Source organism: Tunturibacter empetritectus, assembly GCF_040358985.1.
Taxonomy (GTDB): domain Bacteria; phylum Acidobacteriota; class Terriglobia; order Terriglobales; family Acidobacteriaceae; genus Edaphobacter; species Edaphobacter empetritectus.
In genome coordinates this window covers 2,717,025-2,730,762 of record NZ_CP132932.1, presented here as the reverse complement: position 1 = coordinate 2,730,762, position 13,738 = coordinate 2,717,025, and the positions used below count along the sequence as shown (strand labels likewise).

Annotated in this window: 15 protein-coding genes; 4 read left to right on the top strand and 11 right to left on the bottom strand. The window is 59.4% G+C overall.

The genetic code is table 11. The features are described from left to right. Positions 1–53 precede the first annotated feature (53 nt). Positions 54–479 carry a hypothetical protein gene (locus RBB75_RS11280; RefSeq protein WP_353068140.1) on the top strand — a complete coding sequence of 142 codons (426 nt, stop codon included), beginning with the start codon at positions 54–56 and terminating at the stop codon, positions 477–479. A 221-nt stretch (positions 480–700) separates the two neighbouring features. Here the strand turns inward: RBB75_RS11280 and RBB75_RS11275 are convergent, their stop codons facing one another. Both RBB75_RS11275 and RBB75_RS11270 read right to left on the bottom strand, forming a co-directional pair. Then, positions 701–1,285 (bottom strand): beta-class carbonic anhydrase, encoded by a 585-nt coding sequence (locus RBB75_RS11275; protein ID WP_353068139.1) that lies wholly within the window; start codon positions 1,283–1,285, stop codon positions 701–703. Between the two features lie 71 nt (positions 1,286–1,356). After that, positions 1,357–1,797, bottom strand: coding sequence for a hypothetical protein (locus RBB75_RS11270; RefSeq protein WP_353068138.1), 441 nt, complete (start codon positions 1,795–1,797; stop codon positions 1,357–1,359). 225 nt (positions 1,798–2,022) lie between these two features. Between RBB75_RS11270 and RBB75_RS11265 the strand changes: the two genes are divergently transcribed. Continuing rightward, positions 2,023–2,277, top strand: a complete 255-nt coding sequence (locus tag RBB75_RS11265) for a hypothetical protein (protein WP_179636677.1) — start codon at positions 2,023–2,025, stop codon at positions 2,275–2,277. Here the strand turns inward: RBB75_RS11265 and RBB75_RS11260 are convergent. The 6 genes from RBB75_RS11260 to RBB75_RS11235 form a co-directional block, all read right to left on the bottom strand. Further along, positions 2,274–2,936: a translation elongation factor Ts gene (locus tag RBB75_RS11260; RefSeq protein ID WP_179636676.1), complete on the bottom strand. Its 663-nt coding sequence runs from the start codon at positions 2,934–2,936 to the stop codon at positions 2,274–2,276. The genes RBB75_RS11265 and RBB75_RS11260 overlap by 4 nt on opposite strands. A gap of 145 nt (positions 2,937–3,081) precedes the next feature. After that, complete coding sequence (gene rpsB, locus RBB75_RS11255) at positions 3,082–4,017, bottom strand: 30S ribosomal protein S2 (RefSeq protein ID WP_179636675.1); 936 nt, start codon at positions 4,015–4,017, stop codon at positions 3,082–3,084. 259 nt (positions 4,018–4,276) lie between these two features. Next, on the bottom strand, positions 4,277–4,672 hold the full coding sequence (gene rpsI, locus RBB75_RS11250) for a 30S ribosomal protein S9 (RefSeq protein WP_020712730.1): 396 nt from the start codon (positions 4,670–4,672) through the stop codon (positions 4,277–4,279). Between the two features lie 93 nt (positions 4,673–4,765). Further along, entirely contained in the window at positions 4,766–5,269 is a 504-nt protein-coding gene (gene rplM / locus RBB75_RS11245; RefSeq protein WP_179636674.1) for a 50S ribosomal protein L13, read from the bottom strand. Positions 5,270–5,802: 533 nt separating this feature from the next. Then, positions 5,803–6,939, bottom strand: coding sequence for an acyltransferase family protein (locus tag RBB75_RS11240; RefSeq protein ID WP_353068136.1), 1,137 nt, complete (start codon positions 6,937–6,939; stop codon positions 5,803–5,805). A 127-nt stretch (positions 6,940–7,066) separates the two neighbouring features. Next, a complete protein-coding gene (locus tag RBB75_RS11235; RefSeq protein ID WP_353068135.1) occupies positions 7,067–8,758 on the bottom strand; it encodes a hypothetical protein in 1,692 nt (563 codons plus the stop codon). Between the two features lie 188 nt (positions 8,759–8,946). Here RBB75_RS11235 and RBB75_RS11230 point away from each other — a divergent pair, with 188 nt between their 5' ends. Together RBB75_RS11230 and RBB75_RS11225 are read left to right on the top strand one after the other, a co-directional pair. Continuing rightward, a complete protein-coding gene (locus RBB75_RS11230; RefSeq protein WP_353068134.1) occupies positions 8,947–9,954 on the top strand; it encodes a hypothetical protein in 1,008 nt (335 codons plus the stop codon). Between the two features lie 374 nt (positions 9,955–10,328). Beyond that, positions 10,329–11,042, top strand: coding sequence for a DUF4386 domain-containing protein (locus RBB75_RS11225; protein WP_179636670.1), 714 nt, complete (start codon positions 10,329–10,331; stop codon positions 11,040–11,042). A gap of 17 nt (positions 11,043–11,059) precedes the next feature. Here the strand turns inward: RBB75_RS11225 and RBB75_RS11220 are convergent, their stop codons facing one another. From RBB75_RS11220 to RBB75_RS11210, 3 genes are all read right to left on the bottom strand, one after another. After that, positions 11,060–11,650, bottom strand: a complete 591-nt coding sequence (locus tag RBB75_RS11220) for a hypothetical protein (RefSeq protein WP_179636669.1) — start codon at positions 11,648–11,650, stop codon at positions 11,060–11,062. A gap of 252 nt (positions 11,651–11,902) precedes the next feature. Continuing rightward, entirely contained in the window at positions 11,903–12,727 is an 825-nt protein-coding gene (locus RBB75_RS11215; RefSeq protein ID WP_179636668.1) for an alpha/beta fold hydrolase, read from the bottom strand. Positions 12,728–12,979: 252 nt separating this feature from the next. Continuing rightward, a complete protein-coding gene (locus tag RBB75_RS11210; protein WP_179636667.1) occupies positions 12,980–13,660 on the bottom strand; it encodes a hypothetical protein in 681 nt (226 codons plus the stop codon). Positions 13,661–13,738: the final 78 nt, after the last annotated feature.

Genomic DNA, 13,738 nt, shown 5'->3' with positions numbered 1-13,738 from the left:
CAAGGAGAACGTTACATGGTTAGTAAAGTCCGTTTGATGGTTTTGACAGCTGAATGATTGCAGCGGTGACGCCGATGACGATGCAGGCACAGGAAGTTCCGGGCCCACATCCGGCTTATCTGCATGCGCTGAGCGATCTGCGAGCGGCGCGGCACTATCTGAATGATGGATGGGCGTGGGGTCTGGTAAAGCATGACGACAATGAGGCGATCAAGCATATCGATGCGGCGATCAATGAGATCAAACACGCCTCGATCGATGACGGCAAGGGATTGAACGATCCGTTCCACATTGATACGGGTTTGAGCCCGCATGACAGGTTCCGCAAGGCTAATGAACTGCTCTATGCCGCGCACCGGGATTTGGAGCATGCGGAGGATGTTCCGCAGGCGCATGGGTTGCGGGATCGGGCGATTGAGCATATCGACTATGCGCACACGATAGTCGATAATGCGGAGCGTACGGCTCGCTGGGAGTAAATGCCTGGGATAGAGGAACAGGGGGAGCAAGAATGCTCCCCCTGTTTGGCTTGCGGCGGTAAGGGCGTGGTGGCAGGACTCTCCTTATTTTTTGCTGCGGTCGGCGATAGTTTGAGGGCGGAACTGACCTAAAGCAAAGGTGAATAAAGGGATCATTCGCTACGCTCAGGATGGCGACTTTTTCTCCTTCTCGTTACGAAGAACTTCGAAACCGCCACTCCCTATGGCGTAGCGCGGCCTGTTGTGGTGGCGGCTGGAACTTCGATGAGTTTGCCGGATTTGACGTCGTAGATGTAGCCGTAGATGGGGATGGACTTCGGCACGAGGGGGCTGGTGCGGATGCGGGTCACGTCTGCTAGGACTGATTCGGCCTGGTCTTTGATGGTGAGGAATTCGACGAACTCGGCCGCTGTGGAGCCTGGGCCATGGCCTACGTCTTTGAAGCCTTCGGGGGTGAGGGCGGCGGTTTCGAGGCTGCTGGCGAGGAGGCCGCGGATGATGTCGTTGGTGAAGAACTGCATGCCGCAGTCGGTGTGATGGATGACGAAGAACTCTTTGGTGCCGAGGAGCTTGTAGCTGATGACGAGGGAGCGGATGGCGTCGTCGCTGGCTCGGCCGCCGGCGTTGCGGATGACGTGGGCATCTCCTTCGGCCAGGCCTGCGTATTTGGCAGGGTCGAGGCGAGCGTCCATACAGGTTAGGATGGCGAAGCCTCGGGCTGGTGGGAGGGCGAGGTTGGCCTTTGCGCCGAAGGTGTTGGCGTAGGCTTCGTTGGCGGAGAGGACTTCGGTGAGGATCTTGCTCATGGCGGTGTCTCCTGGGAGTGGTTTCTTGATGGTGGGGTTGTGGTGAATTCGTGGTGGGATGATGGTGCGAATTACTCGGCGTGGGGATCGACGATGTGGATGGGCAGATCGTAGTGGTTCGAGGTGAGTTCCCAGCGGCGGTTCTCCTCTTTGTGGAGGGTGTTCTGGTCGGAGAAGAGTTGGTGGAGGACTTCGCCTTCGTGAGTGGAGGAGGGTTGGTCCTTGTAGTTGATGACGATGCGGTAGTCCCAGCGACTGTCTTCTGAGGTGTGCAGACCGGGGCCGTAGACGGTGTAAGTGGTGACGTAACCGAGCTGCTGGTCGCGGTCGAGGGCGGCGATCTGATACTTGCGGAAGAGGGACCACCACTCGTCCTGATGGCCGTACTGGACTCGGTAGACCCACTCGACCAGATAGGGCTTTCCTGCGGTGGATGCTGCCGGCTGGGCCTTGATTGTGATGGGTGCGATGAGGGTGAAGGCAGCGAGGGAAAGGCTTATGAATCTGCGCATCGGTATGGTCTCCTGATTGTTCGTCGTTGGCTGAGATGTCGGCGCTGGAAGCGGATGCCTGACCGCGTGGTCAAAGCAAGATGAGAGCGCTCTTGGTTGCCTGACTGACGATGGATCTGGAGGGTTCTACAGTGCCCTGAGGTGTCGTCAGCCTAGAGGCTGGACGGACAACAATAACGGGCTGCAGAGACGAAGTGCATGGTTGGAGATTATTGGAGGTGGGGTGTGGCGTCAAGCATCGCGATTTTGGAGCAAAGGCAAATACGGGGATCCTTCACTTCGTTCAGGATGACGATTGTGAGATTTGATGGATTGATGTTGCGTAGAGGCAAGCATGATACAAAGCAGATTCCTCCGCTTCGCTGCGGAATGACAACAAAAAAAAGCAAGGACAAAGCTAAAGAACGGAAGCGTTTGAAGGAAAGCAAAGCCCGGGACGACGCCCGGGCTTTTTTTGTTTCGATGATGGTTACAGATTAGGAAGCGGCTTCGTCGGTGGGGGCGGCTTTGGTCTGGGCTACGGTCCAGTCGGTGGCGCCTACCTTGAAGCGGGCGAAGCGGCGGACGCTGATGTTTTCGCCTAGCTTTGCGACTTTGCTGGCGATGAGCTGGCCGATGGTCTGTGAGGCTTCCTTGATGAAGGGCTGGTCGAGGAGGCAGAACTCTTCGTAGAACTTGGCGAGCTTGCCGGTGAGCATCTTCTCGATGATCTCGGCGGGTTTGCCGGAGGCAGCGGCTTGGGCGCGGTAGACGTCCTTCTCGCGCTCGAGGTCGGCTTCGGTGACGTCCTCGCGGCTGACGAAGCGCGGGTCAACGGCGGCGATGTGCATGGCGACGTCGCGGAGAAGCTCCTGGAAGTCGTCGGTGCGGGCTACGAAGTCGGACTCGCAGTTGAGCTCGATCAGAACGCCGATCTTTCCGCCAGCGTGGATGTAGGTTCCGACTGCGCCCTCGTTGGTGGTGCGGGTCGCCTTCTTGGCGGCCGAGGCCATGCCACGCTTGCGGAGGACGACGAAGGCGGCTTCCATCTCACCTTTAGCCTCTTGCAGCGCCTTCAAGCAGTCGCCCATGGGGGCGCCGGACTTTTCACGGAGTTCTTTGACGAGTTTTGCGTCGATCTTTACGGCGGTTTCAGTCATTGTGCGTTTCCTTGAGTTGCGGTTTTCTGCGAAAGGGGGCGCGGGCTGAATGCCCGCGCCCCACCAAAATAACAAGAGACGGTTACGGCACGGCTAATGCCCTGCCCTTTCCTCTTGCGACGGCCTTTCGGCACGATAGATGGTGCTAGACGGCGGCCTGGGCTGAGATGGGCTCGGACTCGGCTTCGGGCTCGCTGGCGGCAGACGGTGCCTTGCGGATGTTTCCGCCGAGAACTGCGGCGAGGTCGACGGTCTCGTCTTCTTCGGGAGCAGCTTCGGTGGGCTCGGCGGCAGCATGGATCTCGGCACCTTCGTACTCGCCCTCTTCCCCGACGTACTCGGGGGAGACTGCGAGGGGTTGAACGTCAGCGGACTCGGTGGCGAATGCCTTCTCGGAGACCATCTGGACGCCTTCGTAGGCGGAATCTGCGATCTTCGTGGTGAAGAGGCGGATGGCGCGGAGGGCGTCGTCGTTGCCGGGGATGACGTAGTCGACGACGGTGGGGTCGCAGTTGGTGTCGACGACGGCGACGACCGGGATGCCAAGCTTGCGGGCTTCGGCGACGGCGATGGCCTCGTTGTTGGAGTCAACGACGAAGATGGCGTCGGGAAGACGCTTCATGGTCTTGATACCGGCGAGGTTGGTGGTGAGGTGCTTGCGCTCGCGCTCGAGCTTGATGACTTCCTTCTTGGTGAGGAGCTCGTAGCGGCCGTCGGTCGACATGTCGTCGAGCTCGGTGAGGCGCTTGACCGACTTCTGCACGGTGACCCAGTTGGTGAGCAGACCGCCGAGCCAGCGGCTGTTGATGTAGGGCATGCCGGCGCGGGTTGCTTCTTCCGCGATGGCATCCTGCGCCTGGCGCTTGGTGCCGACGAAGAGGATGAGCTTACCGGTGGAGGTGAGGTCGGTGACGAACTTCGACGCCTCTTTGAACATCTTGAGGGTCTTCTGCAGGTCGATGATGTAAATGCCGTTGCGCTCGCCGAAGATGTACTCCTTCATCTTGGGGTTCCAGCGCTTGGTCTGATGCCCGAAGTGAACGCCAGCTTCGAGCAGTTCTTTCATAGTGATATTTGCCAATGTAGCTCCTTGGTTTAAGACAGCCGGACCGATGCTCCGGTGCCTGGATTGATCCCTCGTAAGGGAGATTTGACTCCTTGCCTCGCGATGCTCCGAGAGGGTAGTGCTGAGCGGTGATTCCTTTTCGCCGCTTTGAAACGAGGCCTGTGGTGCGGTGGAAGCCGGGCTAAAGCCTCGGCTTCCACTTTGAAACGAAATGCAAAAGCAACAGCAGATCCCCTTCGGGGATGGCAACCAGAAAAGCAACGACGCAAAGCAATTAGCGTTTGCTGAACTGGAAGCGAGCGCGAGCGCCCTTCTGACCGTACTTCTTGCGCTCTTTACCACGCGAGTCGCGGGTAACGAGGCCTTCTGCCTTGAGCGCCTTGCGGAGCTCGGGGTTGAATACCATGAGGGCGCGTGCGATGCCGAGCTTGACGGCGTCGGCTTGGCCCATGACGCCGCCACCCTTTACGGTGGTGATGACGTCGAAGGTCTCGCCGATGTCGGCGATGCCGAGCGAGCGCTTGGCGGCTGCGCGCTGTTGTGCGGTGACGAAGTAGACGTCACACTCTTTTTTGTTGACGGTGAATTTGCCGCTGCCTGGACGCAGGAAGACGCGTGCGATCGAGGACTTGCGACGGCCGGTTCCGTAGTATTGAATCAGATCTGCCATGGTGCTCCTTGAACTTTTACCTCAGGGGCTAAAGCCCCGAATTTCGTGTGCCGCATGGCACGGCTGAAGCCGTGCCCTTAACAAAACGGACGCTTAGCCTTCGAGGGAGTGGGCCGGATGCGCCGGGACCATGACCTTGGAGGTGAGAACCTTGGGCGCGTTGGAGGCATGGAAGTCCATGGCAACGGGCTGTTGGGCGAGGTGGGGATGCTGGGCACCCTTGTAGACCTTGAGCTTGGTGGCCATCTGGCGGCCGAGCTTGGACTTGGGCAGCATGCCCTTGACGGCCTGCTCGACGATGGCTTCGGGGCGACGGGCGAGCAGCTTGATGAAGGACTCTTCGCGCAGACCACCGGGGAAACCGGTGTAGCGGCGATAGAGCTTCTGGTCAGACTTGAGGCCGGTCAGCACGATCTTTTCGGCGTTGACGATAACGACGTGATCGCCCATATCGATGTAGGGGGTGTAGAGGGGGTTGGTCTTGCCGGCGAGGACGGAGGCGGCCTGGGTGGCGAGGCGGCCGAGGGTCTTACCGCTGGCATCAAGCACGTACCACTTGCGCTTAATATCTTTGCCGCTCGGAATGGTGGTGGACATCGTTGGGTTACTCCTTGTTTCTGCCGTCTTCAGTGTTCGGCGTGGTGCATGAAGAAAGTGGTGCAAGGTTGATGGTTCGCCAATAAAATTACTGAAAAGCCAGAAAGAACGTTTTCCCAGAGCAAGGCGACGTGCGGGAGGGGAGAGTTTACTCTCCAAACACGCGGGACGGCCCGCTTGGCCTGGACTACAGCTGGACTACATCTCGACTACGCACAACCTATGGGAGGGTGCTTCAGGGGCGGCTGTGTTGAAAGCTGCTCCCCAGTGGATCCACCACGGATGTCTCGGTGAACTGACTCGCCTGAGAGTAAAGCTGACACAGACGTACAGACGCGAGACTGCGCGAGTTTTAATCTTACTGGCCTCTCCGGGGTTGCGTCAAGGATTGTTTGGCGTGTTTTCTAACGCTTGTACGGGGTAGCGAGGCTGAGAGCGCACAATAAGACCGTTATTTAGAGGTGCCGGAGGGTTCGGCGTATTGCTGAGAGCAATGTTGGTGAGAGGAGCGCAGAGAAGAGAACGAGCCCCCATCAGATAGAGATCTTTGATGCTGTTTCGACAGACCGATTCGAGAAACGATTCTTCAGGTTGAGAAACGGTGTTTCAAAGAAGTGGAAAGAGAGCCATGCAGTGCAGACCGACCCAGCGGCAGCGATGAGAAGTAGAGCCGCACTGGTGACGAACTGACTGCGTGAACCAAATATCTTCTGTTCGATAGCAATAAAGATCCCCAGGAAAAGCATGTGGAAGACATACACCCCATAGCTGATGCCTCCGAGCCATCGCAGCCATGCTGCTTCGGCGCAACGCTGCACAACGCCGGGCTCCATGGCCAGAACGAGCAGAGCTGCGGCGCAGACGGTGATGCAAGGCAGTCCGGTGACTGCCTGCCAGAAGCCGATCAACTCGAAGGTCCCGTTGAGTACCCCACTGATGAGGAAGCCCGCTAAGCCTGCGAGAGCCGCATAGGGGGCGGCGGCTTTGACTCGAGACCACTCGGGACCTCGATAGGCGAGAGCAAGCCATCCGCCGGCGGCCAGTTCCCCAGCGCGGGTGAGGAGAAACTCGGAAAACTGGCTCGGGTTGGGTGCCAGGTGCCAGATGAGAAGGCGGAAGATGCAGGCAAAGAGGAAGACACCGAGGCAGAGGGTCCGAGCGCGGCTTCGGGATCTCTGAAGAAAGAGAACAGCAGGCCAGAGAAGGTAAAACTGTTCTTCGACAGCAAGGCTCCAAAAGTGGAAGAGCCCGAGCGGCGATGGGATTTTGTCGACTAGGCCGTTGAGATGCGGCATGTTCTGGAGGAAAAAGGCAGGGATCCAGATGAGGCGGAGCGTGGGATAAAAGGTCCCTTTGAGCGCAGCAGCTAGTACGACGAGAACAATGCTTGCGTAGTAAAGAGGAAAGATACGCAGGGTTCGGCGCATCACAAAGTTTCGCCACCAGTGCGGCTTACCCCGGGAATCCCAGAGAATGCCGGTAATCAGGAAGCCTGAGAGGACGAAAAAGAGAGTGACACCGGCCCATCCGCCTTTGTTTAGATAGCCGAAGACGCGCATGGGGAGTAGCGAGGAGTGGGTTCCTCCCCCGTAATGAAATAGAAAGACAATGAGGACGGCCATACCGCGAAGACCGTCCAGAGCAGGAATATGCGGCCTTTTTTTGAGCACCTACTCCTCGATGGGCCAAGATGGTTTGTTGAAGGTCAATTTTATGCCTAGATGAGATTGGTGTCCCGCAGATTTCGGCGAATCCCTGGAGACTGGCTTCAAATGGGCACAGCTCGGGTGTCTGGAATCAGTGCATGAGTTGATCGAGGCTGGGCTGCTGGCCGAAGCTGGTCTCGAGGAGGCGTGGAATGACGGGTTTGCGATGGCGGCGCGGGTGCGTGCCGGGGACGGCGGGGTCCAGACGATAGAGGATGAGGAGATTGCGCTCGGGGTCGTCCATGGTTGGAAAGGCGGCGACACGCTGGAGGTGGTAGATGGGGGAGAGGGCGTCCATCTTGTCGTCGTCAACCTGATTCCAGGCAACATACCAGCCGGGGTGGTAGGCCTGGACGCGGACAGCGAGGTCCATGGTGCCGAAGTCGTCGCAGATGGAGGGGAGACCTGTCATGAGAGAGAGGTCGGAGCCGCTGATGGAGAGGATGAGCGGGTTGTGGGTGTGGTCGGCGGAGACGATCTTGCGGATCTGGGCGGCGGCGGAGGTGTAGGTGTAGTCGGGGGTGCGGACGTAGTGGAGGGTCTGGCGGGCGTCGGTGACGGTAAGGATGGTCAGGACGGCTACGATGCTGGCGGTGCCGAGACGGCGGAGGGGAGATAGCGGTTCGGAGTTTTGGCTGCGGGTCGGGTGGCTGCGAGTCCAGAGCGTGGAGAAGACGACGGGGATGAGCAGGGTGAGGGGGACCGCGAGGACGAGGTAGTAACGCGGCTGGAGGTTGTTGTGATAGGCGAGGAAGGAGGCGTAGCCGGCGGTCCAGAGCAGGAGGGCTGGGACGAGCGGGTTGCGGAGGAGGCGGGGACGAAGGAGGAAGGCGGAGAAGATGGCGAGAAGAGCCAGAGGGTAGAGGATGTTGCCGATCCAGAGGCCGTCGGCGATGGTGTCACCCAGGACGGAGAGGGCGGTGGCGGGGGTGATGCAGGTGTAGCCGTTGGCGCTGAAGAGGTAGTGGTAGTCGTCAAGGAAGTTTGGGCGGATGACGAAGGCGTAGTAGGCGGTCCAGGTGACGGCGGCGAGCGCGGCGGCGGGGAGGGCGAGGCGGAGGAAGGGGCGAAGACGGTAGCCGGCGCGGGCCCAGAGGATCCAGGCGATGGAGGGGAGGAGGAAGATGGCGGTGGTCTTGGTGAGGACCATGAGGGGGAGAAGCAGGCCCAGGGAGACGATGGGGAGAGCTTGATGGAGGCGGTCTCGCAGTGCGATCGGCTCGATTCCCTGCACCGGGTTGGCGTACGACGCGGCGAGGAGGGCGAGGAGCGTGAGGAGGATGAGCAGAGGCTCGAGGATCGCCATGCGGGTGAAGACGTAGCAGAAGGGACTTACCGCCAGGAGGAGAACGGCGATGGCGGGGGCGAGAGTTCTTTGAGGGGTCTGGCCTGCGGGGGTTGCCAGATGGTGCCAGCGGCGCAGCAGAAGATACGAGGCGGCAAGGATGAGGCCGAAGATGGCGACGGTGAGGCCGCGGACAGCGGTGAGGCTGACGCCGGTGAAGCGAAAGAGGGCGGCTTCGAGGAGGGGCCAGATGGGGAGGGCGGCGGCGGGGTTGAAGTCGCCGGGGACGTACCAGTGGCCCTGGAGAAAGTGGCGGATGGCGCCGTCGCCGTACCAGCCCTCGTCGGTGTACTTGGCCCAATCCATCCAGGGGGAGTGGTTTGGGAAGTCGGCGCTGAGGTGGAAGGCGTGCAGGATGAAGAAGATGGCCGAGGCGAGGAGGAGTGACACCTCGAGGAGGCGAACAAGAGAGAACGAGATGGAGCCTGGCCGCTTCATTGTGTACAGAGGGTTAAACGCAAGTATGTTGTAAGAGTTCAGGGTATTACAGAATTAGTACGAAGTGGTGCAGGGAGTTGCAGATGGATGGATAGCCAAGGTATCGGCCGGGCACGGGCTGCGAAAGTCGATTTTAGCGGAGTGCTATTCTTCCACTCAAACCCAAAGGGAAGCGAGCGAGAGAACGGATGAGGCAGGGCCCAAAGAAGGTCGTCGGTGTTTTGCTGAGTCTTATCGTCCTGTCGGCAGGTTTTCTGGACTATTGGAGCTATAGCCGGGCGTTTCACGCAGAGCCGGGGATCTGGATGGACGTGGTGGGGGGGGCGGCAAATGCGCCGAACCAGTATCGGATCGGGGTGATCGATACGGCGTATTTTCTGGCTGAACATACGCATCTGGGGCTGCGTCATATGCTGACGGTGGTGGATGTGATCGCGGGTCTGGTTGCGGTGTTTGCGCTGTTTGCGGTGTTCGAGCGGTCGGCGAGGTACCGCGCGGCCGGGGTGGGGGGGCAATGGTTTGGGGCGGCTGGATTTGTGGTGCTGGTGCAGTTTTATCTGGCGTGGCTGCTGTGGTATCAACGGCCTGAGACGCTGCCGACGGCGGCAATCTTAGCGGTGGCGCTGTTTCTGCTGGCTGTGCCTCTGCGCGGGGGAGCGGCGGTGGTGGGGTTTCTGGTGCTGGCGGTGGCGCAGGGGTTTGTTCGGGCCGATGTTGGGTTTGCGCTGCATATTGGGATTCTGCTGGTTTGTTTGACTCCTCTGGGGCGCGGGTTTGCGCTGCCGCGTGGCTTGCAGGCGGGGACGAGCGTGGTTTCGCTGCTGGTGGTGGTAGGGATTCAGTACTGGCTGATGCGGCGAATGTTTCCTCTGGCGACCTATGGCAGTACGCCGGTGTTTCAGCTGCTTTTGAACTTGAGTTCTCCTGTGTCGTGGCTTCCGTTTGCGCTGTTTATGGGGCCATTTGCGTGGACCGTGGGGTTGGTGGTGAGGCATCGGGAGCGGGTGGAGGCGGCGGGAGCGGGGATGCTGGCGGGGGCGCTGGTCTTTCTGGGGATGTGGCTGGTGGTGGGGAGGATGGAGGAGGTGCGGATCTTTTTGCCGTTCGCGCTGGCGCTGGCTCCCCTGACGGCGGAGTTGGCGATGCGGCGGTTTTTCCTGGGTGAGGTGGCGGATGCGGCGGCGGGATCGGTCTGAGTTTGGGCGTTGCAAGCTGATGGTGGATGGTGGTGGGGAGGTGGTTTTATGGTGGTGAGATGTGGTGTTTTGACTGCGTCATTTTGTGGTGGAGGGCGCCCCAGTGGCGGGGTTTCGCGTTCTAGCGGTGGATTTTTATTTGGGTGCGGCAGCTTGAAAGTGGGGGATTTGGGGCGGCTGTTTGTCAAGCGGCGGCCTTCCCGGTGTAGGTCAGTTTCCGGTTAGCCCGTGATCCGCCAGAATCCGGATCAGACCGGTTGCAAGAGGTTCTGTGCGAAATCGCCTGATTTGCTGTGTGGCGTAACATTTCGATAGCCTTCGGCGTCTCCCCGGTGGGACCCTTTTATCAGGCTGCTTACAACAAGGGAGGGAACATGAGTTCCACGAGGAACCCAGGCAGATTCGCAGGACTGCTGTATGTACTGTTCTCCATACCGGGCGTCTTCGCCATGGTCTATGCTCCCAGCAAGCTGATCGTGCACGGGAACGCAGCGGCGACGGCCAACAACATTGCGGCCTCCGAGACGCTTTTTCGTCTCAGCATCGCGGCCCAACTCATCAGCCAGGCCGGTTTTATCTTTGTGGTTCTGGCGTTATACGACCTGCTCAAGGGGGTCAACCGGCGGTACGCCTCGCTCATGGTGACCTTAGTTGTTGCCTCCATCCCGATAGCATTTCTGAATGAGCTGAACTCAATCGCTGCCCTCCTTCTCGTGCGCGGGGCTGACTTCCTATCCATAGTTGAAAAGCCTCAGCGCGATGCTCTGGCTATGCTATTCCTCAATCTTCATTTTCAGGGATTTGTTGTTGACGAAATATTTTTTGGCCTGTGGCTCTTGCCGCTCGCGCTGCTCGTGTACGAGTCTCGATTGCTGCCGCGCTTGCTGGGCGTCTGGCTCGCCATCGACGGCTTGGCGTGGATAATCCTGAGCCTTACTGGCATACTGTTGCCGCGATACTACGACAATGTGTTTCGCTGGGCTCAGCCCGCCTTCTTTGGGGAGGTGGCATTTATGCTGTGGCTTGTCATCAAGGGCGCCAGGTCACCAGCACTGGACGCCGCAGGCTTCTCGCCGGCGGTTAGTTAGGATGCCGTGCGTTGGTCCTACAAGAGAGAAAGCCAAGCGACAAGCGCAGCGAACTTCTCGTCCTGTGACCACGGGACACCAAGCGGGCGGCCTAGATCGGCGAGGCGACGGGCAAGCTCATCAGGTTGCAGGTGAAGGGCATGCACGGCCCGTTCGAGCAGTTCGCTCTCTTTCGCAGTGAACGTCTCGACGCCGCACCGCTTGCTCGCGTGGAGCAGTGCTTCGCGGAAAAGTTCCCCATCCGCAGCGTGAATCAACGCATGAGACGCCAGGATTTGAGGTAGACCCGGAAGCGGCCTTCCGGAGGCTAGAAGAAGACAGCAGCGCTTGAGCTCATATCCTTGCAGGTGAAGGTTCCCCTGTGCAGACTGGATGGCTCGATATGCGAGACGTCTTGCTTCGGCGCGCACGCCCGAGATAAAGCCGGGGGCCTCGGCAGGCGGTCTTTTTCCAGCGGTGTGATAGGGCTGACGAAGTTCATAAGTGAAGGTTTTGACGAGGTGAGGGTGCTCACGCAGAAGCACCAGCGGAGAGCCGTCTTCAAGCGATATCGCGACAAGAGCGGTCCATCCGGAGTGGACGCGAAGACCAAGGACGGCGTGCTTCATAGAACTCCCGCCAGACCAATCCGAGTACGCGGCGAAAATAACACGCAGGACTCACAACAGCAAAGGAGAGAGATCACTTGATGGAAGATCGCCAATTAGCGGATACAAGAACGAAAGGCGGATACCGGTCATCCACTTCCGGATGGTCGGCAAAGGGGAGTGACCCGATTATCTCCGGTTAGACGTCACTTGCCCGGAATCTGGGGGGCTTTTGAATCACGACCCCTCAAAGACGCTCCTATCTTAAGACGCTCATCCCTTGAGAAACGCGAGTAGATCTGCGTTGATCGTCTCCGCATTGGTAGTAGGCATACCGTGCGGGAATCCTGGATAGAACTTCGACTTAGAGTTTTTGAGCAGCTTCGCTGAGAGGGGACCGGCGTCGGCGAATGGCACAATCTGATCGTCTTCGCCGTGCATCACCAGCACTGGTACCGTGATCTTCTTCAGGTCCTCGGTGAAGTCGGTTTGGGAGAAGGCGACGATGCCGTCGTAGTGCGCCTTGGCGCCGCCCATCATGCCCTGGCGCCACCAGTTGTCGATGACCGCCTCGGAGGATTTCGCGCCGGGGCGGTTGTAGCCGTAGAAGGGACCGGCGGCGATGTCGCGATAGAACTGCGAACGATTGGCGGCGAGCTGGGCCTGAAATCCGTCGAAGACCTCCTTGGGAAGGCCTCCCGGATTGGCCGCTGTCTTGACCATGAGCGGCGGCACCGCGCTGATGATCGCAGCCTTGGCCACGCGGCTCTCTCCGTGCCGTCCCAGATAGCGCACTACTTCGCCGCCGCCGGTGGAGTGTCCGACGTGGATGGCGTTCTTCAGATCGAGATGGGCGGTCAGCGCTGCAAGATCGTCGGCGTAGTGATCCATGTCGTGGCCGTCGGCTCCCTGGCTGGAGCGTCCGTGGCCGCGGCGGTCATGGGCGATGACGCGATAGCCGTGATTGAGGAAGAACATCATCTGGGTGTCCCAGTCGTCGGCGGAGAGGGGCCAGCCATGGCTAAATACGATGGGCTGTCCAGTGCCCCAGTCCTTGAAGTAAATCGATGTTCCGTCTTTGGTCCTGATCTCGCTCATGGGAGTTGCTCCTTGATTTATGCGAAGCGTGTGCTGAACAGAGTTGTGATGCGATGATCTTTGGAAAGGTGGCATTTTTACTGTTCCGGTCCGAGAGATTATCAGAGCCGAAAGATGTGCTGTCTCAACCCTTGAAGTAGACAGAAGCGATGGCTGTTGCAAACAGGCACAGACGGCAAAATCAGAGGCGAGTGGCATGGTGGCGGTGGGGAATGCCGAGGGCTTTTTGCTGACACTGATGCATTGGAAGCTTCAAGGAGTCGCGGGCATCGGCGTGGGTGGGGGTTGTACTTTGTAAGCCTTGCTGAAACGGACGCGGACGAGCCAATAGATCATCAATGGGAAGGGCAGGACGGCGAGGATGGTGAGGAAGGTAGAGCCGCGCAGGAAAGCGGGAAAGACCTGTTGCTGGCCGAGGAAGAAAGAGCCAGTGGCGATAAAGAGTCCAAAGCACATGCGCCAGAGGTGACGCGTGATGCGCTGTCGCCCGGCGATTCCGCCTCGAGTGAGCATACGGATGTCTCCGGCGGCAGCAAGCAGGAGGACGACGCCGAAGAAGAAGCACATGCCTGCGGGGGCGTTTTTGTCGGGGTGGTGGCGGGTAAGGACGCCGAGCGTGATGACGGCGGCTGCTCCACCGAGGCCGACGAAGAGCGCGGCCCAATCAGGCTGGCCTATGTTTCTGCGACGGCCGGCAAGCCATGCGGTGGTAATCATGTAAAAGGTGACGATGCTACCGATGATGTTGCCACGCTGCGATTTGAGTATAGCGAGACAGAAGCCGCTCGACGCCAAGGTCAGCATCGCGATGGTGAAGACGTTTCCCGAGGCACGATGTAGTCGGCTGCCTTTGCGGACGGCAATGGCAAAGGTGCCGGACAGCAAGCCAATGCTGCCACCGAGGATGTGCAGAATTAAAAGCGGGAGTCGCATGCTTCACCGCGTTTCAGCGCCTGCGAATGCAAAGATCGCCTGTGAAGAGAGTCTACGCGGTTTGTGGCGGAGACGTAG